Source organism: Streptomyces sp. GL_141 (genome assembly GCF_057834385.1).
On sequence record NZ_CM174402.1, the window covers coordinates 1,079,027 to 1,101,176 of the forward strand.

Here is a 22,150-nt window from a genome sequence, read left to right on the forward strand (position 1 = left end):
GCAGTGCCCACGCACTAGCCGCCTCCGAGGGGGAGACATGGACACCATGCGCGAACGGTTCATCTCGGTCACATCGCGTGCACTCGACGAGGATCCCCGGCTGGCCGTCGTGCTGGCCGAGATCACCATGGACGGCTTCCGGCCCGCCCAGGACCGCCATCCGGACCGGGTGATCAACGTGGGCATCCGCGAGCAGCTGCTGGTCAGCGTGGGCGGCGGCCTGGCCCTCACGGGGCTGCGCCCGGTGGTGCACACCTTCGCCAGCTTCCTCGTGGAGCGGCCCTTCGAACAGGTCAAGCTCGACTTCGGACACCAGGGCACGGGCGGGGTGCTCGTCAGCGCGAGCGCGAGCTACGACTGGCCGGCCGGCGGGTTCACCCACATGGCGCCGGGCGACGTGGCCCTGCTGGACACCCTGGACGGCTGGACCGTGCACGTCCCGGGCCACCCGGACGAGGCCGAGGAGCTGCTGCGCCACGCCTACGCCGCCGGGGACGACAAGGTCTACGTCCGGCTCTCCGCGCAGTCGAACGCGGCGGCCCGCCCCGTGGCGGGCCTGGGCTTCCAGACCGTACGGGAGGGGCGCGCGGGCGTCGTCGTCGCCGTCGGGCCCCTGCTGGACAACGTGCTCGCCGCGACCGAGGGCATGGACGTGAGCGTGCTGTACGCGCCGACCGTACGGCCCTTCGACGACGCGGCGCTGCGCTCCGCCGTCGGGCACGGCGCGGCCGACGTGGTGCTGGTCGAGCCCTACCTCGCCGGGACCTCCACGGCTGCCGCGAGCCGGGCGCTCGAAGCGGTCCCGCACCGGGTGCTCGGCCTCGGGGTCGGCCGGGCCGAGCTGCGCCGCTACGGCACGATGGACGAGCACACGGCGGCCCACGGACTCGACCCGGCCGCGCTGCGCGCGCGGATCACGGCCTTCACCCGGCGGTGACGGGCCCCTTCGGCCCGGGGCGGTCCAGTTCCGGATGGGCCGCCGCCAGGCGCTTGGGGGCCGCCTGGCGCCAGGAGTCGGTCAGGATCGAGCGCAGCTCAGCCGCGTCCTCCACCGCCGCCAGCCGGACCCGGAGCCACGCGTAGTTGTCGTCGTGGCCGGGCCGTATGAAGAACTTCTCCGGCTCCGCCGCGATGAGCTCCTCGCGGTCCTCCCGGGGGCACTTCACCCCGATCGAGGTGTCGTCGTCGGCGAGTGCGGCGAAGATCTTCCCGCTCTTCCCGTTCGCTCCGCCACCCACCCTGAAGGTGGGCATGCCCCAGGCGAGCTTCTCGCTGCTGTCCGGGAGCGACAGTGCGATCTTCCGGGCGTCCTCCGCCGTCGTGGCCATCCCCCGACTCCTCTCCGGTCCGTTACGGTGCCGACCCTCGTCTCCGACCGTAGACCCGGGCACTGACATTCACCCCCGGGCCGCGAGGTCCTCCCGGTCGTGGACCAGCTCCACCAGCTCCGCCGCCAGCGCCTTCACCTTCGCGAGCCCCGCCAGTCCCCACCGCCTCGGCACCACGTCCACCGCGCACACCGTCCCCAGGACGATCCCGCGCCGGTCGGTGAGCGGCGCGCCCGCGTAGGACCGCACCCCGCTCTCGTCCACGACGGCGTTGCCCGCGAAGCGCGCGAAGTCCCGTACGTCCTCCAGCACCAGCGCGCGCCTCCGGACCACCACGTGGGGGCAGTACCCGTGGTCCCGGGGGAGCGCCCGCGCCGGATAGCCGCTCGCCGCCGCGTCGGGCGCGTGGTGCAGGCCGGCGAAGAACTGCCGTTCCTCGCTGATGAAGTTGACGCCGGCGTACGGTGCGTCGAGTTCGTCCGCGACCCGCCGCGCGAAGGCGTCCAGTTCTCCGTCCACCCGCTCCCCCAGCCCCAGTTCACGCAGCCTCAGCACGCGCGCGGGCGCCTCCCGGTCCACCGGTGTCAGCAGCAGGTGTCCGGTCGATTCGTAGTACGTCATGGTGTCTCCCCCACATCACGTCACTCCGCGCGCCGCGCGGACCTCGTGGACTGTATGGATTGCACGGAGTGCATGGACTGCACGGATTGCACGGACTGCGTGGCCCTCATGGGCATGGCCTGCTCCGGGTACGTCGCGCGGTTCGGATGGAGCAAGTGGTGGACCAGGGTGGCCAGCACCCCCGTTCCGGAGCTCGGCAGGCGTGCGTCGCAGCGCACGACGGGCACGTCCGGGCCGAGCCCCATGGCGTCCCGGACCTCGTCGGGGGCGTAGCGGTGCCCGCCGGCGAACTCGTTGACGGCGACGACGAAGCGGATCCCGCGCCGCTCGAAGAAGTCCACGGCGGGGAAGCAGTCGGCGAGGCGCCGCGTGTCGGCGAGCACCACCGCGCCCAGCGCGCCCGCGCACAGCTCCTCCCAGAGGAACCAGAAGCGCTGCTGGCCGGGGGTGCCGAAGAGGTAGAGCACGTGCCGCTCGTCCAGGGTGATCCGGCCGAAGTCCAGCGCCACGGTCGTGGTCGTCTTCGCCTCGACCCCGTCGAGCGGGTCGGCGGCCTCGCTCAGCCCGCTCAGCAGCTCCTCCGTGCTCAGCGGCTCGATCTCGCTCACCGCGCCCACGAAGGTGGTCTTGCCCGCCCCGAACCCGCCCGCGACCAGGACCTTCAAGGTCGCGGAGGATCCGCGGGCGGCCGGCTCAGAGCCGTTTGCGCAGGCCATCGAGCACCGCCCGGAGCAGGGACTGGTCGTCGTCGGCGAAGGAGCCGCCGGTGGGGAAGCACGGCGCGCGCACCGTCACGGCCCCGTGTTCCATCAGGTCGCCGAGGACGACCTTGACCACCACCGCCGGCAGCCGCAGGTGTCCCGCCACCTCGGCTACGGTGACCGCGGCGGAGCCGGCGCACAGCCGGAGCGCGAGGGCGTGTTCGGCGCCGAGCGGGGCGCGCGGGCGCACTCCGGTCGCCGTCACCAGCGACAGCAGGTCGAGGGCGACGGACGGACGTGTCCGCCCGCCGCTCGCGGTGTACGGGCGGATGACCCGGCCCGCCGAATCGTCCAGCCACGGCGCATCGCGCGGTCCCCCCGGTGCCGTTGCCCCCCTCGCTCGGGCCCTCATCGCTCCGCGTCGGCGGCGGGCCGCCTCGGCGGGGCCGCCAGGTACGGGCGGACGCTCTTGACCAGCATGGCCATCTCGTAGCCGAGCACGCCCGCGTCGGCCTCCCGGTCGGCCAGTACGGCCAGGCAGGTGCCGGATCCGGCCGCCGAGACGAAGACCAGGGCGCTGTCGAGCTCGACCACCACCTGCCGGACCTCGGCGCCCTCCGCGAACCGGGACCCGGCGCTGCGGCCCAGCGCGTACAGCCCGGAGGCGAGGGCCGCCAGGTGGTCGGCGCTGTCGGCGTCGAGTCCGTGCACGCAGGTGACGAGCCCGTCGGCGGTCAGCAGGACCGCGCTGCGCGTGTACGGCACGCGCTGGACCAGACCGCTGAGCAGCCAGTCGAGGTCCGAGAGCCGACTGGTCGTGGTCGCCACTTCGCCGCCCATGGGGGTGCGCTCCTTAGCTGTCGGGTGAGAGGCCGGGGTCACGTCTGGTGCTCCGACTGGGCGAGGCCGAAGCCCCGTTGGAAGGCGGCCATCAGGCCGGGGTCGTGCACGGGCCGCTCCGCGCCTTCGGCGCCGCCCGGGCGGGGTACGGGGGCCTCGCGCAGCTGGGGCGCGAGGTGCTCCTGGGCCCGCCGTCGGGGCAGCGGCGGCCGCTCCGCGCCGTCCCGGGCGGCCGGTACGGCGGAGAGCGGCGGCGCGACCGGCGCCGCGACGGTCGTCACCGGTACCGCGACGGCGGGTACCACGACCGTGACCGCGGGCGCCGCCACCGCGGGCGCCGCCACCGTGACCGCAGGCGCCGCCACCCTGACCGGCGACGCCGTCACCACCGGCGGGGCGCCGGAGGGATCCGGCCCGGGCAGGGGCATCCGTACCGGCTCCAGCCGTGGCGCGCCCGCGCCCTCGCCGGTCCCCCACGAGGTGGCCCGGGAGCCGCCCAGGACGTCGGCCGCGCTCGGCGCCTCGGCCCCCAACAGCTCCTGGGGCAGGACCAGTACGGCGAGCACGCCGCCGTAGATGTTCGACTTGAGCTCGACGGCGATCCCGTGCCTGCGGGCCAGCGCCGAGACGACGAACAGGCCGATCCGCCCGTCGGCGAGCAGGTGCCGGACGCTGATCTGGTCGGGGTCGCCGAGCAGGGCGTTCATCCGGTGCGCTTCCTCGGGCGGCATGCCGAGGCCGCGGTCCTCCACCTCGACCGCGATCCCGGCCGTGACCCGCTCCGCGCGCACCACGACATCGGTGTCGGGCGCGGAGAACACGGTGGCGTTCTCGACGAGTTCGGCCAGCAGGTGCACGACGTCGGCGACGGCGTGGCCGCGTACGGAACCACCCGCGGGGGGCACCACCTTGACCCGAGTGTACTGCTCGACCTCCGCGACCGAGGAGCGCAGTACCTCGCTCAGGTCGACGGGCCGGGTCCACTGGCGGCGCGAGGCGGCTCCGCCGAGCACCGCGAGGTTCTCCGCGTGGCGCCGGATCCGGGTGGCGAGGTGGTCGACGTGGAAGAGCTCCTTGAGCAGGTCCGGGTCCTCGACCGTGTCTTCCAGATCGTCCAGCAGCGAGATCTCGCGGTGCACGAGGGACTGGAGGCGGCGCGCGAGGTTGACGAAGACCTCGACCTTGCGGTCGCTGTCGGAGGGCGTGACGGGCCCGCCGAGGCGGACCAGGGTCGCGTGGGCCTGTTCGCGGGCGCCGCGCAGCTCCTGTGCGAGCAGCCAGAACTCGTCGATTCCCGCCGTCTCGGGGCCGAAGGACGGCGCGGCCGGGCCGGCGCGCACCGGGCGGGCGGGCAGCTCGCCGCGCTCCAGCCGGTCGGCGGCGGTGTGCAGCTCCTGGCGTCCGCGGACGCTGGAGCGGCGCAGCGCCTCGCAGCGGTCGCGCACGGTCTTGGCCGCGCGCTGGGCCCCGAGCAGGGCGGCCGCGAGCGCTCCCGCGAAGAGCAGGGCGCAGCCGCTGAGCACCGGCCACAGTCGGGGGTCGCGGGCGCCCGCGCCGCCGCCGAGCTGCAGCGCGAAGATCACCGCGGCGGCGCCGCTGAGCCCGGCGGCGAGCGTGGGCAGCAGGGCGGCGCGGATCAACTGGGGCCGTATCTGCCGACCGGGACCGGTGACGGCATGTCTCGACGGGGAGTGGCGGGCGGCGCGGAGTCCGGACATCGTCGTCCTCGGTATGTGGGGCCCGGCCCCCGGGCTTCCCGGGATCCGGTGTTGATCACCGGATACCCACGCTAGACCGCACGCTCGGCCCCAGGACGGCGAGTTGGGGAACTTCGCCCGGGTGCTTCCCGCTCCCGATGGAGCGCTCGCACGACAGCCCGAATGCGCCGGGAGCGCGCACTCCCCGGCGTCCTGCGGGCACGCGCCGCCTCCCGGAGCCCCGCCCGCACCTCGCTCCCCTCCCGCCGACTCCCGCCGCACTGGCCCCGGCCGTCACGGCGACCTGCCCGGCCAACACCCACGTGCTCGGCGGCGGCGCCCGCACCACCCCGGCCGGCGTCGGCAGCCTCAAGCCGATCGCGAGCTTCCCCAGCGACGCCGCCGGAACCCCGGTCGGCGACGGGAGCTCGGACCCGTCGTACCGGACGGCCGCCACCCACAGCGGCGGTTCGCCCTCCCCGGGCAGCTACTCCGACGTCTGGGCGCTGTGCCTGGACGTGCGGCACGGGCACAAGCCGTAGCTTCCCTCCGGGGCAGCACCGCGACACCCGCGGCACACCGGAGCGGGCCCTCCCGCGTCAGGAGGGCCCGCTCCGGCTCCGCTCCGGCTCCGTTCCGGGCCGACGGGTCTACGACCCCACCGCCTCCGGCTCCTCACGGGTCACCGCTGCCGGTCTCCCGGCCACCGCGGGCCGGGCCGCCGCGACCGGCGGGGGCGAGCCCGCGGCCACGAAGGGACGCCACCACGGCGCGCTCGGCGCGTCCGGCGCACCGGGCTCGAAGGGCTGCCCGGGCACCGGCAGGGCGATCGCCGCCCCGGCCCGCTCGGCGGCGGTCACCGTGCCCTCGCCCGGCTCGTCCCACGGGTGGGGCGCCAGGTTGAAGGTGCCCCAGTGGATCGGCAGCATCGTGCCGCGCGCGGCGCCGCCCTGGAGGTCGAGGTGGGCGCGGATGCCCTCCTCGGGCGTCATGTGGATGTCGGTCCAGAACTCCGAGTACGCCCCGATCTGGATCATCGTCGCGTCGAAGGGCCCGTGCGCCGCGCCGATCTCCTTGAAGCCGGGGAAGTAGCCGGTGTCCCCGCTGTGGTAGATCCGGTGCTCGTCGCCCGCGACGACCCAGGAGGCCCACAGGGTGAACTGCTGGTTGCGCAGGCCGCGGCCGCAGAAGTGCTGGGCCGGGGTGGCGGTGAGCGAAAGCCCGGCGACCTTGGTGGTCTCGTTCCAGTCGAGCTCGCGCAGCCGGTCGGCCGGGACGCCCCAGCGCTCCAGGTGCGCACCGACGCCCAGCGGGACGGCGAAGACCGTGTCCGTGCCGGCCAGGGCCTTGATCGTCGGCAGGTCGAGGTGGTCGTAGTGGTCGTGCGAGATCACCACCACGTCCACCTCGCCCAGCGAGGCCAGCGGTACGGGTACCGGGTGCAGGCGCTTGGGCCCGGCGAAGGGGAAGGGGGAGCAGCGCTCGCCCCAGACCGGGTCGAAGAGGACCCGGCGCCCGTCGATCTCGGCGAGCACGCTCGAGTGCCCCATCCAGGTCAGCCGCAGGCCGCTGACCGGGGGCTTCGAGAGCTCCGCGAGGGTCGTCGGGTAGACCGGGATGGGGGCGCCGGGGCTACGCCGGAGCCGCTGCTCCTTGTGGAAGTAGATCTTGGCGAACTCCGCCATGGACCCGGAGGGCCTGGTCCGGGTCCCGGCCGGGTTCTGGAAGATTCCGTCGGCGAAGTTCGGCGAACGCCGGATCCGCTCCAGCCGGGCACCGGACGGGTCCGCGCCGAAGGCTTCGGGCCGCAGTGCGCGCAGCCGTGGACGCAAGGGACGGGAGCCGGTCAAGGCGCCTCCAGTGTGGGGGGTGTGGGCAGGGCGTTCTCATGGTTACCACCATCCCAACGCGTGATACCCCCCAAGGATTCCGTTACGCGCCCGCGAACGCGCCCCGGCCTCGCTCCCGCCCGCCCCCGCACCACCTCTACAGCGGCAGCAGGTCCGGCCGCTTCGCTTCCACGTGGTCCCCGGAGGACTCCCCGCGCAGCCTGCGGCCGATCCACGGCACGAGGTGCTCGCGCGCCCAGTGGATGTTGTCGCGGGTGGTGTCCACCGACCCGCGCGGCCGCATCGGGGGCCAGGGCTGGTCGGGATCGGCCGGCGTGTCGAGGCCCAGCACCTGGGCGGCGCGCAGGGCGACCCTGGTGTGCCCCTCGGGCGAGAGGTGGAGCCGGTCGTCGTCCCAGGCCCGCCGGTCCTGTACGGATTTCAGCGACCAGAGGTCGAGCACGGGGCACTCGTACCGGTCGGCGATCGAGCGGACGTGCGCGCTGAACGTCGCGATCTTGCCCCGCATGTGCTTGAGGACGGGCACGTCGCGCGTGTCGAAGCCGGTGGTGATCACGACCAGGCCGACGGATCCGGTGAGGTCGCGCACGGCCGCCTCGTACCGTTCGGCCACGTCGTCCGGATCGCTGCCGGGCCGGATGATGTCGTTGCCGCCCGCGCAGAAGGTCACCAGGTCCGGCGCGAGCTCCTTGGCCCGGGGGACCTGCTCGGCCACGATCTGGTCCAGCAGCCGGCCCCGTACGGCCAGGTTCGCGTAGCGGAACCCCGCGTCGTCACCGGAGTGCTCGTGCTGCTCCTCGCGCCGGTCGGCCAGCAGGACGGCCAGCCGGTCCGCCCAGCCGAGGAAGGTGTCCCCCGGTCCCGGGTCCCCCACGCCCTCGGTGAAACTGTCCCCGAGCGCCGCGTACGAGCCAATGGTCTTGGTCTTGGATGTCGTCGTCGCTGCCACGGGAGCCCATACTTCACCGCGGATCATGACCTACGCGACCGTAGCCAGGGCCTTACGGACCGTGATCTTCGCCACCCCGTGCCCGGGGAATAACACGGGTCGCTTCGCGCACATCAGCCCCACGCGCCTCCACTGGTACGCACCTCGTCCGCCGCGCACCCGCCGGTAGGGCCCGCATAATGGATGGAACGGCGCGCGGAAGGGGACGTCTCGTGCCATCGGCTCCGCCGGGGGGCGAGGAGGCTCACGGCCCGTTCTGGTCCGAGCCGGGGGCGATGCTGGAGCACGTGCCGGTGGCCGTCTTCGGTCTCGATGACGGCGACCTCGTCTGTTACTGGGGGCCCGGTGCGCGGGACCTCTTCGGGTACGACTCCACCGCCGTCCTGTCCGGGCCCGGCGCCGCTCTCTTCGCCGACGGGCCCCGGAGCGCCGCCGACGCGTGCGCCCGGCTCGCGGAGCGGGGCCGGACCCTCGGGTACTGGAGGGGCCGGCTGACGGCACGGCACCGTGACGCCACGCTCTTCGAGTGCGGGTTCCGGGCCTTCTCCATGAGGGGAGCCGCAGGACGTTCGCTGGTGATGGTCCTGGCGAGCCGCAGCGACGAGCTCGATCGGGTCAAGACCAACCTCGCCTTCCTCGACGCCCTCTTCGAGACCTGCCCCATCGGTCTGGTCATGCTCGACCCGGACCTCCGGTACGTCCACCTCAACCAGGCGCTCGCCGACATGGACGGCCTCCCGATCGCGTCGCACCTCGGGCGGCCCATGGACGAGATCATGATCATGTCCGACGGTGGCGAGTACGGGCGCATGCTCCGGGCCGTCGCCCTGGGCGGGCCGCCGGTCGTGGGGATGCTGGTGGGCACGCGCCCGCGCGGCCATCCGGACCGCGACCAGGTGCGGTCGGTGAGCTTCTTCCCCCTGACCCAGGCCGTCGGCTCGCGCCCCGGAGTGGGCGGGCTGATGGTGGACGTGACCGACCGGGAACGGGCCATCCTGGAAGCCACCGCCGGCCGTCGAAGGCTGGCCCTGCTCGACGGGGCCTCCACGCGCATCGGGACCACCCTGGACGTGAACCTCACGGCCCAGGAGCTGGTCGACGCGTCGATGCCGGACTTCTGCGACGGCGCCGTGGTCGAAGTCGTGGAGTGGATGGACGAGGCGGCGGAGTTTGATCCGGCGCGGCCGCTGATCACGCGCCGGATCGCATCCGGGACGATCCTGCCCCCTCCGGCCACCGAGCTCGTGAGCGGGCTGGAGACGGTGCGGTATCCGCCCGGCTCCGTCATCCACGACATGCTGCGGACCGGCCGGGCCATCTCCGCCGTGGTGAACGAGGAGTTCCTCACCCGGACCGTCCTCATCGAGTCACGCGCACGGCTCCTGGCCGAGAGCGGGTTGGCCTGCATCCTGGTCGCCCCGCTCATCGCCAGGGGCACCGTCCAGGGGATCGCCATGTTCGGCCGGTCCGCCGACCGGCCGGCCTTCACCAAGGACGACGTCAGCCTCGCCGGTGAACTCGCCTCACGCGCCGCGATCTGCCTGGACAACGCCCGCCTGTACGGCCGCGTCCAGAACATCGCGCTCACCCTGCAACGGGCCCTGCTGCCCAGCGCGTTGGCGACCAGCCCCTACGTGGACGTGGCCCACCGGTACATACCCGGCAGCCGGATCACCGAGGTCGGCGGCGACTGGTACGACGTGATCGGCCTGCCCGACGGCCGGGTCGCCCTCGTGGTGGGCGACGTGATGGGGCACGGCGTGTCGGCCGCGGCCTCCATGGGCCGCCTCCGCATCACCACGAAAGCCCTGGCCAGGCACGGCAGCAACCCCGCCGACCTGCTCACCGAACTCGACGCGTGCGCCCAGGAGGCGGGCATCGAGCTGGCGACGTGCCTGTACCTCGTCTACGACCCGAAGAGCGGTCGCGCCCGCATCGCCAGCGCCGGCCATCCCCCACCGCTGATGCTCCGGCCGGACGGCACGGTGGAGACGATCGGCGAGGTCCTGGGAGTTCCCCTGGGCGTCGGTGGCCACCCTTTCCGGACGACCGAAGTCGAACTCCCCGGGAACACGACCCTCGCCCTGTACACCGACGGCCTCATCGAGGCGCGCGGCCGGGACATCGACGCCGGCCTGGAAGCCCTGCGCACCGAACTGCAAAGGTCCCCGAGCCCGTTGGAACCCATGGCGGACCACATCCTCACACGCCTGCTGCCCACCCCACCGACCGACGACACGGTTCTCGTCCTCGCCCGCGTCCACCGGGGAGTGCCCCCGGTCAGGGTGTGATCGGGTGACGGGTCAGGAACCCGGCCAGGGCTTCGGCGACCGGTCGGGACCGTTCGATGTGGAGCAGATGGCCCACGCCGTCGACGACGCACTCCTCGACGTCAGGCACGTACGCGCGGAGGAATTCGGCGACCTCGACCCACAGCGGTTGGGTGTTGCCGCCCAGCACGGACAGCACCGGTTGGCGGATCGCCGCGGCGTCGTCGGGGCCGAACCGCCACTCGGCCAGGGCGGGGAGTTCGATCCCGAAGAGCGTGTCGGCGTCCTTGACTCCTTGTGCGACGCTGCCGGGCACGCGCTCCTCGAGCAGGGTTCGGCAGCGTTCCCAGTCCATCCCGCCGGCGAGGGACAGGAACAGCTGGAAGGCGCGTTCGGGATCGCCGTCGGCGTACGCCTCGAAGGCCGGCGCGGCCTGCGCGAAGAACGCCTCGCCCGCGGGTACCGACAAGAGGGAGAGCTCCAGCAGGGCGACCGTGGCGATCCGGCCGGGGTGGTCCTGGGCGAGCTGGGCGGCGACCGCCCCGCCCGTCGAGTGCCCTGCCACGTGGACCCGGTCGATGCCGAGGTGGTCGAGCAGTCCGATGGCATCCGCGACGTGATCGGCTACGCCGACCGGCCCGGGGGTATGGGTGCTGCCGCTCCAGCCCCGCTTGTGATAGGTGATGAGCTGGTAACGCTCAGTGAGCGCCGGTTCGGTGACCAGCGGGAGGAACCCGTCGGGGAGGACCGGTCCGATCAGCAGGACCGGCTCCCCGGTTCCCCGGATCTCGTGTTCCAGCCGGATGTCGTTGAGCGTGACGGTGTCCATTTCGTCCTCCACTGGGGTTGTGGCTCACCATGGAGGCGTAAGCACGGCTCTTACCGCTGTAACCCACTCGCCCCGGGACGGAAGGAAGACGTCCGTGGCCCACACCTCCGGCGCAGCGATCGCCCTGGGGCGGGCGCGGAACGCCGCGGCCCGGGGAGCATGGGCGGACGCCTACGCCGGCTACCAGGAGGCCCGGGAGGCGGGCGGGCTCGGCCCGGCGGAGCTCACGGAGTTCGCCGCCGTCGCGTATGCCGCTGGACACCTCGACGTCGCGATCGAGACCTGGGAGCGGCTCCACGAGGAGCTGTCCCGGCTCGGCGAGGACAACGGCGCGGCCGGAGCCGCCGTTCGGGTCGCCATGCACCTGCTGTTCGACACCGCGCTCATGGCTCCGGTACGCGGGTGGCTGCATCGCGCGGAACGCCTCCTCGACCCTGCGACGGCGACACCCGTTCACGCGTGGTTCGCCGCGGTGCGCGCCTTCGAGCGGCTCCTCAGCGGTGACCTGGGCGCGGCACGGGTCTGGGCGGACCGTGCGATCGAGACCGGCTCGCACACCGACCCGGCGGCAGCGGCGATCGGGCGCGTGGCCCAGGCCCGGCTGGCGATTCTCGACGGCGACGTCGAAAGGGGCCTGGAGCTCCTCGACGAAGCCGGCACGGCGGTGATGGCCGGAGATCTCGACGCGCTGTCGACCGGAGTCGTGTACTGCGAACTGGTCTGCGCGCTACAGGGCCTGGCCCAGTACGACCTGGCCGAGCAGTGGACCGAAGCGATGGAGCGGTGGGCGCGCACGAACGCGATCGGCAGCCTGCACGGCCGGTGCCGGGTGCACCGGGCGGAGATCCTCCGCCTGCGGGGCCAGTGCGCGAACGCCGAGCGGCAGGTGCTGCTGGCGTGCGACGAGCTCCGTCCCTACGTGCGGCGCGAGCTGGGCTGGCCGCTGACGGAACTGGGCCGGATCCGGCTGCACCGCGGCGACCTTCCCGGCGCCGAGGAGGCGCTGATCGCCGCCCGTCGCCTCGGGTGGGATCCCGAACCCGGTCTCTCGCTCGTCCGGCTCGCCGGCGGCGACGCCGACACGGCGGCCACCGCGATCGGTGAGGCGCTGGCCCGTCCCCTGCCGGTGCCGTCGAAGGAGCTGCCCCCCACCTCCGAGCTGCGCCGGGCACCGCTGCTGGACGCGCAGGTCAGGATCGCCGTCGCCCGCGGCGACCTGGAGACGGCGCGGGCCGCCGTCCGCGAGCTCGAAGAGGTCGCCGTCCGCTTCGGAAGCACCGCGCTCGCCGCATCGGCAGGGCGAGCTCGGGGCGAGCTCCTGCTCGCCGAGGGTGATGCGGCCCGGGCGTCGGCGCTGTTCGCCGATGCCGTTCGTGCCTGGAGCGAGGTCGGCGCCCCCTACGAGACGGCCGAGTGCCGGCTTCGGCTCGCGGACGCTCAGCGCGCCCTGGGCAACCTCCGGGCCGAGACCGTCGAACGGGCGGCGGCGGGTACCGAGCTCGAACGGATCGCCCGGGCGCCCGCGACCGACGAGCCCCGGGCGGAAGCGGCGGAGCCGGACACGTTCGTCCGGGAGGGCGACTACTGGAGGGTCGTCTTCGACGGTCGGCGCATGTCCGTCCGCGACAGCAAGGGCATGCACCACCTCGCCCGGCTCTTCGCCGCGCCGGGCCGGGAGTTCCACGTTCTCGACCTGGCCGCCGCCGACAGCGATGATCCCAGCGCTGCCGGCAGGCTTTCCCGCGCCGGCGACGCCGGTCCCCTCCTGGACGACCGCGCCAAGCGGATGTACCGGCGGCGGCTGGCCGACATCGAGGAGGACATCGAAGACGCCCGCGCCGACAACGACATCGCCAGGCAGGAACAAGCCGGCCTCGAACGTGAATTCCTGGTCGCCGAGCTCACCCGGGCCGTCGGACTCGGCGGGCGGGACCGGCATGCCGGCGCGGCCTCCGAACGGGCCCGGGCCGCCGTCACCCAGGCCGTGCGCAAGGCCATCGGCCGCCTCCGCGACGGCAGTCCGGCGCTCGGTGACCACCTCGACCACACGGTCAGCACCGGGACCTACTGCGCCTACGCCCCGGACCCGCGCCTTCCTTCCGGCTGGTCCACTTGACGGGTGGACCCGGACGGCCTTGCCCGTGGTCCCGCGAGCGGCAAGATCACGATGCGGCCGGGCGGCTTCGGAGAGTGCGTAGCCCGTGGGACCGGGACCCCCCTCCGGTCCCGGCCCCACGGCTCAGACGAGCAACCGGGTTTCGGCGCTCGGCAGCTTGTTCCACCAGTGGCCGTACCGCCGGTAGACCTCCGGTTCGCGGTCGGCCAGGAAGGCCGTCAGCGCCCGGGCCTCGCCGGCGAGCTCCTCCCAGACCTCCTCCGGCAGCGGGTGGAAGGCGGTCGCCTCGATCCCGGAGCCGGCCGGACGCCACACCCCGGCGACACGGCCGTCGACCAGCAGGGTCGCCAGGGTGTCGCCGTTCATCCGGGCGACGAGCTTGCGGTACTGCGGCGGGACGACGCGGCTCCGGTCGGCGTAGGCCAGCAGCACGCTGTCCCACATGGCCATCAGCCGGGGCGGCGCGGGCGTGTCCTCCTCGGGACGCGGTGCGCCCGGGACGTCGAAGAGCTCCTCGCCCTCCGGCCCCACCAGCCGGTCGAGCCGTCCGGAGAGTTCCAGCGCGCGCAGCGCCTGGCGGACCCTGGCCCGCTGGACCAGGGAGAACTGCGCCACGTCCGCCGCCGACGCCGGCCCGAAACCCTCCAGGTAGCGCAGGACGAGCGTCCGCAGGGACTCCTCCGAGGCCTCCGGGTCCGCCGGCACCGTGCGCGGCCGGCTCGGGGGCGCGACGTACGACGGCCGCTCCCCGAAGGACCACGGCGCGGCGGTGGGCGCGTGCAGCAGCGGAGCGTACTGCCGCAGCCCCCACCAGGCTCCGGGCCGGGGCGCCGCTCCCAGCCGCTGTCCGAGCCAGGCCTCGCACTCGGCCGTCGTACGGGGCCGGTCGGCGAAGTCCAGCAGCTGCGGCACGAGGACGTCGGCGTCCTCGGCCGTCAGCCCCGAGTCCGTGAAGCGGGTCCCGAGCCGGGCGGCCCGTACGGACGGCTGCACGGCCTCCCGGAAGGCCGGGTAGTCCTGCGCGTGCACGGCGTGCAGGGTCAGCCGCATGAGCGTCGACTTGACGACCTCGCGCCCCGTGAAGGCGGCGTCGAGGCCGGCCGGGTCGAAACCGGCGAGCCGGTTCCACAGCGCGAGGTAGGGCGAGGCCGCGTGCTGCGCCTGGAGGGCGACCACCCGGCGGACCCCGTCACCGACGCTCATCTCCTCGCGCCGCAGCAGCAACTGCCGTGCGAGGGTGGAGCGGTTGAGCTCCCTTGCGCTGACCTTCATGCCACGACCGTCCCGTCCCCTGTCGAAACGTGCAGCCTAACCGGCACCTCCGACAGCGCCCCGGATTCAGATGCTGACGCCCTTCGAGCGGAGGTAGGCCAGCGGGTCGATGTCCGAGCCGTACGAGGGCCCGGTGCGGATCTCGAAGTGCAGGTGCGGGCCGGTCGAGTTGCCCGTGGAACCGGAGAGGCCGATGCTCTGGCCGCCGGTGACGCTCTGACCGGACGAGACGGACAGCTGGGAGAGGTGCGCGTACTGGCTGTACTTGCCGTCGGCGTGCCGGATGACCACCTCGTTGCCGTACGAGCCGCTCCACCCGGCGGAGACGACGGTGCCGGCGCCGACCGCCCTGACGGTGGTTCCGGAGCTCGCGCTGAAGTCGACACCGGTGTGGTAGCCGCTGGACCACATGGCGCCGGAGACCCTGTACGCGGTCGACATGCCGCCGCCGACCGGGGCGACCCAGCCGGTCGAGGCCGAGCCGCTCTGCTGCTTGGCGGGCGCCTTCGGGGCGGGCGCGGCGACCGCGTCGGAGGAATCCGACGAATCACCAGAAGTGGAAGAACCGGAAGGATCGGAAGAATCCGAGGAACCGGAGGAAGCGGACTTCTTGGCCGGCTTCGGCGTTTCGGCCGGCGCGGACTTCGACGGCGCGGACTTCGCCGCCGCGGCCGGAGCCGCGCCCTTGGCGCCGAGCGTGAGCTTGAGGCCCGGGTGGATCAGCGACGGGTCGGCGCCGACGGCCTCGCGGTTGTCCGCGTAGAGCTGCTCCCAGCCACCGGTGAGGTGCCGGCTTTCGGCGATCTTGGAGAGGTGGTCGCCCGGCACCACGGTGTAGACGGTGGGGGCGCCCTGCGCGGCGGCCGGCGCGGCCTGGAGCGCGGCGGCGGCCTGCGGGGCCACGGCCTGCGGGGCCTGGACCGGAGCGGCGGCGGGCGCCGCGGCCGGGACGCCCGCGGCGTGGGCGCCGGTGGCGCCGAGCAGCGGAAGCGCGAGGGCCGCGCCACCGGTGCCCGCGACGGCGAACCCGCGGGATATCGAGCGGGACTTGGGACGGCGGTGCTTACCCGTTCCGGACATGTCGAATTCCTCTCCGACGCCTGCGAGGTGAGCTGTCGGGTTCGGACTGGAGATGTCCGGCCGCCCCCGTGCCGGTGAACGGCACATGTACGGCTTCACCCCGAGCTGTCCCGTTGTAAAGATCTCAACCGGAGATCCGGAACAGCGGCTTACCTGGTTCCCCCGCTCCTGCCACGCGCGTGAATAGTCGGGTGCGGTTTCCGGTCGGCGGCAGGATTAGGCGGTCCGTCCGGATCGATCGCGAACGTAATCGAGTCCGGCCGTGCGGAACAAGTCATGAATTCCCCAACGGAATCTTGAAGATGACGGGCCGCCGGAATTCCGGTCACCCTCCGTCCATTCCTCCCCTTCAACAACCGCCCCAGCAAGGCAATTCGCCATTCGTGATCAGCCACTCACGGTCACCGTATGATCTGGCTCACGGGGGTGTGTCCGATCTCGCCTCTCGCTATGGCAAGTTGCCCAGAAGTAGCGTAATTCGGACACCATCAACGACGACGACACGGAGGAGCCCGGTGACCCAGCCGATACCCCAGAGCCCCCACACCGATCTGGCGCCGCAGGAGCCGGCGCTGACCGGAGTGCGCAACTTCCGCGACGTGGGCGGATTGCCGACCACGGACGGTCGACGGGTCAAGTCGGGACGACTGTTCCGAAGCGGACATCTGGCGCATGCCACCGAAAGCGACGCGGAATTCCTCGCGTCGCTCGGACTGCACACCGTCTTCGACTTCCGCAACGGAGCCGACCACGCGCTGGAGGGTCCGGACGTGGAGCTGCCCGGTGTGCGCAACGTCGGCATTCCGCTGTCGGATCCGGCCGACGGCCGGGAGTTCTGGAAGATGGTCCGCGACGGGGACCTGGCGCAGCTCCGCGAGCTCCTGGGCGAGGGCAAGGCCGCCGCTCGGATGTCCCGTTCGTACCGGACGATGATCCGGACCCGTACCGCCGAGCACAGCCGGGTGGTGCACGCGCTCGCCGAGGACAGCGTCCCGGCCCTCATGCACTGCGCCGCCGGGAAGGACCGGGCCGGCCTGTCGATCGCCGTCACCCTGCTCGCGCTGGGCGTCGAACGGGAGGCGATCGTCGCGGACTACCTGGAGTCGAACGCCCCGCACAACCGCTACCGGGTCCGCCGGGGCAGCGATGCGCCCGAGGCCCGCGCCCCCGAGGTGATGGAGCTGCTCGCCCCGCTCTTCGACGCCCGCGCCCCGTATCTGACCACGGCCTTCGACGCCATCGACGAAGAGTGGGGCGGCGTGCAGCGTTACCTCGCCGAGGGCCTCGGGCTCGCGCCCGAGACCCTCGGCAGGCTCCGCGACCGGCTGCTGGACTGACGCCCCACGAGGTGGGCCGTCGCCCGCCGAGCCGCCGGCCCGGCGATTGACTCAGCGGTTGGCGACGGCCTGCCTCACCAGCGTCCTGCCGAAGTCCCACATCAGCGCGCCGCCGCCGTGGGCCTCGTCCATGACCGCGCGGAAGGCGCCGACGAACCGGTCGACGTCCGCCTCGTCCACGATCAGCGGCGGGATCAGCTTGATCACTTCCAGATGGTCCCCGGAGACCTGCGTGAGGATCCGGTGCTTCTGCAGCAGCGGCACCACGACCATCTGCGCGAACAGCCCCTTGCGCGCCGCCTGCAGCATGCTCCAGCGGCTCCGCAGGCCCAGCGAGGACGGCCGGCCGAACTCGATGCCGATCATCAGCCCGCGTCCCCGTACCTCGTGGAGCAGCTCGTACTCGTCCACGAGCGCGGCGAGCCGCCCGCGCAGCAGGTCTCCCATCACGCGGGCATGGGCCACCACCTGCTCGTCCTCCATGACGGAGAGGACGGCGAGCCCGGCCGCCATCGCCTGCGCGTTGGAGCCGAAGCTGGCGGAGTGGACGAGCACCCGGTCCATGGAGGAGTAGACCTTCTTGAAGATCCAGTCCTTGCCCAGGGTCGCGCCGACGGGCACGTAGCCGCCGGAGAGGGCCTTGGCCACACAGACCAGGTCCGGTTCGACCCCGGCCTCGTGCTGGTAGGCGTAGAAGTCGCCGGTCCGTCCGAGGCCGGTCTGCACCTCGTCCGCGATCAGCAGCGCCCCGTGCCGGTGCAGCAGCTCCTGTGCGGCGAGCAGGAACCCGGGCGGGGCGGCGAGCACCCCCTTGCCCTGGATCGGCTCGACGACGAAGGCCGCCACGTCCCCCTTCTTCAGCTCCCGCTCCAGCGCGGCCAGGTCCCCGAGCACGATCCGGGTGTCCGGCAGCAGCGGCGCGAACCCGTCGCGGAAGCCGGCCTCGCCGTTGACCGACAGCGAGCCCGTCGTGAGCCCGTGGAAGGCGTGGTCGCAGTAGAGGACCCTGGGCCGCCCGGTGGCGTACCGGGCGAACTTCAGGGCGGTCTCCACCGCCTCGGTGCCGCTGTTGCCGAAGAAGACCCGGTCCAGGTGCGGACTGTGGGAGAGCAGCTTCTCGGCCAGCAGCCCGGGCAGCGGCTGGCAGTCGAAGCGGGTGAGGTCGGCGAGCTGGGCGTCCAGCACGTCGTGCAGGGCCTGCCTGACCACCGGGTGGTGGCGGCCCAGGCCCATCACCCCGAAGCCGGCCAGCATGTCGAGGTGGTCGTTGCCCTCGGCATCCCAGAAGTGGGCTCCCTCGGCCCGCACGTAGACCTTGTCGAACCCGATGGTGTGCAGCATCCGCGGCAGCTGGTGGTTGAGGTGGCGGGCGTGCAGCTCGTACCGCTCGCCACCCCGCTCGGCCAGCAGGGCGCCGAGGTCGAAGCCGGTCATGCCGACTTGTCCCTGCTCCCGCCCCCCACGGTCTCGCGGACCGCCCGCAGCGACTCCTTCAGCGAACCCATCGTGGCCAGGACGGCCGTGGGCTCGTACCCGCAGTGGGCCATGCAGTTCGCGCAGCGCGGGTCCTTCCCGCGGCCGTACTTGCTCCAGTCGGTTTCCTCGATCAGTTCCCGGTACGAGGGCACGTACCCGTCGCTCATCAGATAGCAGGGGCGCTGCCAGCCGAAGAGCGAGTAATTCGGAATGGCCCAGGCGGTGCAGGGGAAATCGGCTTTGCCTTCCAGGAAGTCCAGGAAGAGCGGGGAGTGGTTGAGCCGCCAGCGCCGCCGGTTGCCTCCGGCGAAAGCCTTCTTGAAGAGTTCGCGTGTCTGTTCGACGCCGAGGAAGTGCTCCTGGTCGGGAGCCTTTTCGTAGGCGTAGGCCGGCGAGATCATCATCTCGTCCACCTGGAGATCGTCATTGAGGTAGTTGAGGACCTCGATGATGGTCTGCGGGGTGTCGGTGTTGAAGAACGTGGAGTTCGTCGTCACCCGGAATCCGCGGCGCTTCGCCTCCTTGATGGCCGCGACCGCCTCGTCGAAGACCCCTTCCTTGGCCACCGACTCGTCGTGGCGCTCGCGCAGTCCGTCGATGTGCACGGCGAAGGCGAAGTACGGGGAGGGCGTGAACTTCTCGATCTTCTTGCGGAGCAGCATCGCGTTGGTGCAGAGGAAGACGTACTTCCGCTTGGCCACCAACTGGCGCACGATCTCGTCGATCTGCGGGTGCATCAAGGGCTCGCCGCCCGCGATGGACACCATCGGCGCGCCCGATTCCAGCACGGCGCCCACCGCCTGGGCCACGGGCATGCGCTGCTTGAGCACCCCGGCCGGGTGCTGGATCTTCCCGCACCCCTCGCAGGCCAGGTTGCAGGCGTAGAGCGGTTCCAGCTCGACGATCAGCGGGAACTTCTCACGCTTGCGGAGCTTCTGTTCGAGCAGGTACGTCCCGACCCTGATGGTCTGTCGCAGTGGCATGGCCATCTGGCTCACCTCCTGGGGAGCAGCAAAGAACGGTGCCATTCATAAAACGCGGGCAGTACGGCACGCAGTACGCGAAAGGCCGATATTCCCCCGCGAACGGTGCCGATGCGGACGAGCTCATGCTCCGGAGCGTCCACGATCACCCGGACGGCCGCAACCGGACGCTCCGCGCCCCCCGGGACGCTCCCGCCCCGGGTCGCGGCCCACAGGGTGGCGGCCGATTCCATGTCGACCCCGATGGAGCCGGTGGCGCGCAGCTGGGCGCGTTCCTGGCCCCGGACGACGTGGTCGGATCCGGTCAGTGCGCCGAGGTGTACGGTCCGGCCGGGTACCGCCCGGGCCAGCGCCTCGGCGAGCAGGGCGGTACCGGCGCAGGCGACCGTGCCGCGCGGGTCCCGGGTCTCCTCGGCGACGATCAGGTCGCCGGGGCTCATGCCGGGCAGCAGCCCGGCGCAGAAGCCGGTGGCGAGCACGGCGGCGCCGTGCAGCTCCGGCTCGGCCAGCTTGCGGCCGACGGCGCGCTCGGCCGCGCGCGGGCCCATGCCGGTGCGCAGGACCTCGTACCGCTCGGGCGCGCCCCGCTCGCGGCCGCCCCGGTACGAGGTGCTGCGCAGGGCGGTCCGCTCGATGCGCAGGGCGCAGGCGATCAGCAGCGGCGGCGGGGCGGCCACCGCGGGGCCGGCGGCCATCAGGACTCCCCGGGCAGCGGGGCGGCGTGCGGGAGGGCGGCCGGATCCGCGTACCGGCCGCCCGGGCCGAACGGTTCTCCGTAGAGGTAGCGGCCGAGGGCGGTGAGCGGGAAGACCTGGCGGTACAGGTGGTAGTTGATGGAGAAGTCCCAGGGGAACCCGGTGCCGGTGAAGTACGGCTCGTCCCAGGTGCCGTCGGGGCGCTGGGTGGAGACGAGGTAGCCGATCCCCCGCCGCACGGACGGCGCGTCGCGCTCCCCCGCCGACAGCAGGGCCATCAGCGCCCACGCCGTCTGCGAGGCGGTCGAGGCGCCCTTCCCGGCCCAGGACGGGTCCCGGTAGGAGCGCTGGTCCTCGCCCCATCCCCCGTCCTCGTTCTGTACGGACTCCAGCCAGTCCACGGCCCGCCGGATCGCGGGGTGCGAGGGGGCGAAGCCCGCTGCGGTCAGCGCCGGTACCACCGAGCCGGTGCCGTAGACGTAGTTGGTGCCCCAGCGGCCGAACCAGCCGCCGTTCGGGTCCTGTTCGGCGAGGAGCCAGGCGATGCCGCGCCGGGTGCGCGCATCGCCCGCCCGGCCCTCGACGGCGAGCATCTCCACGACGTGGGCGGTGACGTCGGCCGAGGGCGGGTCGATGACCTCGCCGAAGTCGCAGAAGGGCAGCTTGTTGGGGTAGGGGCTGGTGTTGTCGGCGTCGAAGGCGCCCCAGGCGCCGTTCTTCGACTGCATGCCGAGGTTCCAGGAGACTCCCCGGGCGATGGCCCCCTCCACCCGCTCCGGTTCGGGGTGCTTGACGCGGCGCAGCGCCAGGACGACCTCGGCGGTGTCGTCGATGTCGGGGTAGTTGTCGTTGTGGAACTCGAACGCCCAGCCGCCCGGGGCCAGTCCGGGCCTGCGCACGGCCCAGTCCCCGCTGCGCACGATCTCCTCGCCGAGCATCCAGTCGGCGGCCTTGACCAGGGCGGGGTGGTCCGGACGCAAGCCCGCGTCGGCCAGGGCGATGGCCGCCAGGCAGGTGTCCCACACCGGGGACTGGCAGGCCTCGATCATGCGGCCGCCGTCCGCGCGCCAGACGGCGAAGCGGTCCAGGGACTCCAGTCCGGCGCGCATGACCGGGTGCCGCAGGTCGTAGCCGAGCAGGTGCAGGGCGATGACGGAGTACACGGCGGGCGGCTGGATGCCGCCCCAGCAGCCGTCGTTCTCCTGCCGCTCCACGATCCAGCGGCCGGCGCTCGCCATGGCGGCCCCGCGCAGCCGGCGCGGGGCGAACCGGCGGTAGACGTGCAGGGCCTTGTCCATCCGCTGGAAGGCGCCGTCCCAACTGGCGAGCGGCGCGAGCTTCTTGACGGGGTACGGGGTCCGCGCGTCGGTGTGCAGCTCGTCCAGGGCGAAGGGGGCCGGGCGGACCGGGCGCAGGGCGGAGACCACGGTGAGGGGGACGATCGTCTGCCGGGCCCAGCAGCCGAAGTCGTAGATGTTCAGCGGCACCCAGGGCGGCAGGAACAGCAGTTCGGGCGGGAGTTCGGGCAAGTGGTCCCAGCTCCACCAGCCGAACAGCGCCAGCCAGATGCGGGTGAAGACGCGGGCGCCCGCGATGCCCCCGTGGGCCCGGATCCAGGCCGAGGCGCGGGCCATGTGCGGGGCGTCGGGTGCGTCTCCGGCGAGGCGCAGGGCCACGTAGGCCTCGATGGTCGCGGAGAGGTCGCAGGGGCCGCCGTGGAAGGTGGCCCAGGTGCCGTCGTCCTGCTGCTCTCCGCGGATGAACAGGGCCGCGGCCCGGGTGGTGGCCTCGTCCCGGATCCCCAGGAACTGGCGCAGCAGCAGGTCCTCGGCGTCCATGGTGACGTTGGTCTCCAGGTCGCCCTTCCACCAGCCGGCCTCGTCCTGCCGCTCCAGCAGGTCCCGGACCGCCCGCTCGGTGGCCTCGCGGACCCCGTGCAGCCCTGCGGGGCCGGGGTCCGGTCCGGGGCCCGGTACCGGGCCCGGCGGCCCGGCGGACCCGGTGTCGTTCGGGTCGGCGCCGCAGGCATGGGCGCCGCCGTTGGTCGTCGCAGTCATGGCTTCCCCTTTGCGCGCAGTGTCCTCTGCTGTCATCCGCTGTACTGGG

The 22,150-nt window shown here is 73.0% G+C and carries 20 protein-coding genes and 1 riboswitch; of the genes, 5 read left to right on the forward strand and 15 right to left on the reverse strand.

All coding sequences use genetic code 11. The features are described from left to right. Nucleotides 1-37: 37 nt before the first annotated feature. Entirely contained in the window at nucleotides 38-937 is a 900-nt protein-coding gene (locus AC3IX6_RS04695) for a transketolase family protein (RefSeq protein WP_489368979.1), read from the forward strand. Here AC3IX6_RS04695 and AC3IX6_RS04700 read toward each other — a convergent pair. The 6 genes from AC3IX6_RS04700 to AC3IX6_RS04725 all read right to left on the reverse strand — a co-directional run bounded on the left by AC3IX6_RS04700 (nucleotide 924) and on the right by AC3IX6_RS04725 (nucleotide 5,208). Next, nucleotides 924-1,328 (reverse strand): MmcQ/YjbR family DNA-binding protein, encoded by a 405-nt coding sequence (locus AC3IX6_RS04700; protein WP_489368981.1) that lies wholly within the window; start codon nucleotides 1,326-1,328, stop codon nucleotides 924-926. The two genes, AC3IX6_RS04695 and AC3IX6_RS04700, sit on opposite strands and share 14 nt — an antisense overlap. 69 nt (nucleotides 1,329-1,397) lie before the next feature. Continuing rightward, a complete protein-coding gene (locus tag AC3IX6_RS04705; protein WP_489368983.1) occupies nucleotides 1,398-1,949 on the reverse strand; it encodes a GAF domain-containing protein in 552 nt (183 codons plus the stop codon). A 20-nt stretch (nucleotides 1,950-1,969) separates the two neighbouring features. Next, nucleotides 1,970-2,665: a GTP-binding protein gene (locus AC3IX6_RS04710; RefSeq protein ID WP_489368984.1), complete on the reverse strand. Its 696-nt coding sequence runs from the start codon at nucleotides 2,663-2,665 to the stop codon at nucleotides 1,970-1,972. After that, nucleotides 2,643-3,062, reverse strand: a complete 420-nt coding sequence (locus AC3IX6_RS04715; RefSeq protein WP_243339028.1) for a DUF742 domain-containing protein — start codon at nucleotides 3,060-3,062, stop codon at nucleotides 2,643-2,645. Before AC3IX6_RS04715 ends, AC3IX6_RS04710 begins: the two co-directional genes overlap by 23 nt. Further along, nucleotides 3,059-3,490: a roadblock/LC7 domain-containing protein gene (locus AC3IX6_RS04720; protein WP_489368985.1), complete on the reverse strand. Its 432-nt coding sequence runs from the start codon at nucleotides 3,488-3,490 to the stop codon at nucleotides 3,059-3,061. Before AC3IX6_RS04720 ends, AC3IX6_RS04715 begins: the two co-directional genes overlap by 4 nt. 38 nt (nucleotides 3,491-3,528) lie before the next feature. Then, nucleotides 3,529-5,208 carry a sensor histidine kinase gene (locus AC3IX6_RS04725; protein WP_489368986.1) on the reverse strand — a complete coding sequence of 560 codons (1,680 nt, stop codon included), beginning with the start codon at nucleotides 5,206-5,208 and terminating at the stop codon, nucleotides 3,529-3,531. A 137-nt stretch (nucleotides 5,209-5,345) separates the two neighbouring features. Here AC3IX6_RS04725 and AC3IX6_RS04730 point away from each other — a divergent pair, with 137 nt between their 5' ends. Next, the gene (locus AC3IX6_RS04730) at nucleotides 5,346-5,729 is read left to right on the forward strand and encodes a hypothetical protein (RefSeq protein WP_489368988.1); all 384 of its coding nucleotides are present in this window, start codon (nucleotides 5,346-5,348) and stop codon (nucleotides 5,727-5,729) included. 108 nt (nucleotides 5,730-5,837) lie between these two features. Here AC3IX6_RS04730 and AC3IX6_RS04735 read toward each other — a convergent pair whose 3' ends face one another. Together AC3IX6_RS04735 and AC3IX6_RS04740 are read right to left on the reverse strand one after the other, a co-directional pair. Continuing rightward, nucleotides 5,838-7,037, reverse strand: a complete 1,200-nt coding sequence (locus AC3IX6_RS04735; protein ID WP_489368989.1) for an MBL fold metallo-hydrolase — start codon at nucleotides 7,035-7,037, stop codon at nucleotides 5,838-5,840. Nucleotides 7,038-7,173: 136 nt separating this feature from the next. Beyond that, nucleotides 7,174-8,013 carry an SGNH/GDSL hydrolase family protein gene (locus tag AC3IX6_RS04740; RefSeq protein WP_489368990.1) on the reverse strand — a complete coding sequence of 280 codons (840 nt, stop codon included), beginning with the start codon at nucleotides 8,011-8,013 and terminating at the stop codon, nucleotides 7,174-7,176. A gap of 185 nt (nucleotides 8,014-8,198) precedes the next feature. On the opposite strand from AC3IX6_RS04740, the gene AC3IX6_RS04745 reads away from it, so the two are divergent. Further along, entirely contained in the window at nucleotides 8,199-10,277 is a 2,079-nt protein-coding gene (locus AC3IX6_RS04745) for a SpoIIE family protein phosphatase (RefSeq protein WP_489368991.1), read from the forward strand. Here the strand turns inward: AC3IX6_RS04745 and AC3IX6_RS04750 are convergent. Beyond that, nucleotides 10,267-11,085 carry an alpha/beta fold hydrolase gene (locus AC3IX6_RS04750; protein WP_489368992.1) on the reverse strand — a complete coding sequence of 273 codons (819 nt, stop codon included), beginning with the start codon at nucleotides 11,083-11,085 and terminating at the stop codon, nucleotides 10,267-10,269. The genes AC3IX6_RS04745 and AC3IX6_RS04750 overlap by 11 nt on opposite strands. 94 nt (nucleotides 11,086-11,179) lie before the next feature. Here AC3IX6_RS04750 and AC3IX6_RS04755 point away from each other — a divergent pair, with 94 nt between their 5' ends. Then, entirely contained in the window at nucleotides 11,180-13,201 is a 2,022-nt protein-coding gene (locus AC3IX6_RS04755) for a transcriptional regulator (protein ID WP_489368993.1), read from the forward strand. A gap of 123 nt (nucleotides 13,202-13,324) precedes the next feature. Here the strand turns inward: AC3IX6_RS04755 and AC3IX6_RS04760 are convergent, their stop codons facing one another. Further along, the gene (locus AC3IX6_RS04760; protein WP_489368995.1) at nucleotides 13,325-14,473 is read right to left on the reverse strand and encodes a winged helix DNA-binding domain-containing protein; all 1,149 of its coding nucleotides are present in this window, start codon (nucleotides 14,471-14,473) and stop codon (nucleotides 13,325-13,327) included. 66 nt (nucleotides 14,474-14,539) lie between these two features. Further along, nucleotides 14,540-15,553, reverse strand: a complete 1,014-nt coding sequence (locus AC3IX6_RS04765; protein ID WP_489368997.1) for a M23 family metallopeptidase — start codon at nucleotides 15,551-15,553, stop codon at nucleotides 14,540-14,542. Between the two features lie 2 nt (nucleotides 15,554-15,555). Continuing rightward, nucleotides 15,556-15,753: riboswitch (cyclic di-AMP (ydaO/yuaA leader) on the reverse strand. 315 nt (nucleotides 15,754-16,068) lie between these two features. On the opposite strand from AC3IX6_RS04765, the gene AC3IX6_RS04770 reads away from it, so the two are divergent. Beyond that, entirely contained in the window at nucleotides 16,069-16,890 is an 822-nt protein-coding gene (locus AC3IX6_RS04770) for a tyrosine-protein phosphatase (RefSeq protein WP_489368998.1), read from the forward strand. A 51-nt stretch (nucleotides 16,891-16,941) separates the two neighbouring features. Here AC3IX6_RS04770 and AC3IX6_RS04775 read toward each other — a convergent pair whose 3' ends face one another. From AC3IX6_RS04775 to shc, 4 genes are read right to left on the reverse strand one after another with little or no spacing between them, the layout of a single operon-like run. Next, nucleotides 16,942-18,324: an aspartate aminotransferase family protein gene (locus tag AC3IX6_RS04775; RefSeq protein WP_489369000.1), complete on the reverse strand. Its 1,383-nt coding sequence runs from the start codon at nucleotides 18,322-18,324 to the stop codon at nucleotides 16,942-16,944. Next, nucleotides 18,321-19,355, reverse strand: a complete 1,035-nt coding sequence (gene hpnH / locus AC3IX6_RS04780; RefSeq protein WP_489369002.1) for an adenosyl-hopene transferase HpnH — start codon at nucleotides 19,353-19,355, stop codon at nucleotides 18,321-18,323. Before hpnH ends, AC3IX6_RS04775 begins: the two co-directional genes overlap by 4 nt. 5 nt (nucleotides 19,356-19,360) lie before the next feature. Next, a complete protein-coding gene (locus AC3IX6_RS04785; protein WP_489369003.1) occupies nucleotides 19,361-20,044 on the reverse strand; it encodes a phosphorylase family protein in 684 nt (227 codons plus the stop codon). Next, the gene (gene shc / locus AC3IX6_RS04790; RefSeq protein ID WP_489369004.1) at nucleotides 20,044-22,101 is read right to left on the reverse strand and encodes a squalene--hopene cyclase; all 2,058 of its coding nucleotides are present in this window, start codon (nucleotides 22,099-22,101) and stop codon (nucleotides 20,044-20,046) included. Before shc ends, AC3IX6_RS04785 begins: the two co-directional genes overlap by 1 nt. Between the last annotated feature and the right edge of the window lie 49 nt (nucleotides 22,102-22,150).

What these genes read in the sequence shown, in the direction of transcription:
- AC3IX6_RS04695 (WP_489368979.1), top strand. Translation starts at nt 38, where the DNA reads ATGGACACCATGCGCGAACGGTTCATCTCGGTCACATCGCGTGCACTC.
- AC3IX6_RS04700 (WP_489368981.1), bottom strand. Translation starts at nt 1,328, where the DNA reads ATGGCCACGACGGCGGAGGACGCCCGGAAGATCGCACTGTCGCTCCCG.
- AC3IX6_RS04705 (WP_489368983.1), bottom strand. Translation starts at nt 1,949, where the DNA reads ATGACGTACTACGAATCGACCGGACACCTGCTGCTGACACCGGTGGAC.
- AC3IX6_RS04710 (WP_489368984.1), bottom strand. Translation starts at nt 2,665, where the DNA reads ATGGCCTGCGCAAACGGCTCTGAGCCGGCCGCCCGCGGATCCTCCGCG.
- AC3IX6_RS04715 (WP_243339028.1), bottom strand. Translation starts at nt 3,062, where the DNA reads ATGAGGGCCCGAGCGAGGGGGGCAACGGCACCGGGGGGACCGCGCGAT.
- AC3IX6_RS04720 (WP_489368985.1), bottom strand. Translation starts at nt 3,490, where the DNA reads ATGGGCGGCGAAGTGGCGACCACGACCAGTCGGCTCTCGGACCTCGAC.
- AC3IX6_RS04725 (WP_489368986.1), bottom strand. Translation starts at nt 5,208, where the DNA reads ATGTCCGGACTCCGCGCCGCCCGCCACTCCCCGTCGAGACATGCCGTC.
- AC3IX6_RS04730 (WP_489368988.1), top strand. Translation starts at nt 5,346, where the DNA reads ATGGAGCGCTCGCACGACAGCCCGAATGCGCCGGGAGCGCGCACTCCC.
- AC3IX6_RS04740 (WP_489368990.1), bottom strand. Translation starts at nt 8,013, where the DNA reads ATGATCCGCGGTGAAGTATGGGCTCCCGTGGCAGCGACGACGACATCC.
- AC3IX6_RS04750 (WP_489368992.1), bottom strand. Translation starts at nt 11,085, where the DNA reads ATGGACACCGTCACGCTCAACGACATCCGGCTGGAACACGAGATCCGG.
- AC3IX6_RS04760 (WP_489368995.1), bottom strand. Translation starts at nt 14,473, where the DNA reads ATGAAGGTCAGCGCAAGGGAGCTCAACCGCTCCACCCTCGCACGGCAG.
- AC3IX6_RS04765 (WP_489368997.1), bottom strand. Translation starts at nt 15,553, where the DNA reads ATGTCCGGAACGGGTAAGCACCGCCGTCCCAAGTCCCGCTCGATATCC.
- AC3IX6_RS04775 (WP_489369000.1), bottom strand. Translation starts at nt 18,324, where the DNA reads ATGACCGGCTTCGACCTCGGCGCCCTGCTGGCCGAGCGGGGTGGCGAG.
- hpnH (WP_489369002.1), bottom strand. Translation starts at nt 19,355, where the DNA reads ATGGCCATGCCACTGCGACAGACCATCAGGGTCGGGACGTACCTGCTC.
- AC3IX6_RS04785 (WP_489369003.1), bottom strand. Translation starts at nt 20,044, where the DNA reads ATGGCCGCCGGCCCCGCGGTGGCCGCCCCGCCGCCGCTGCTGATCGCC.
- shc (WP_489369004.1), bottom strand. Translation starts at nt 22,101, where the DNA reads ATGACTGCGACGACCAACGGCGGCGCCCATGCCTGCGGCGCCGACCCG.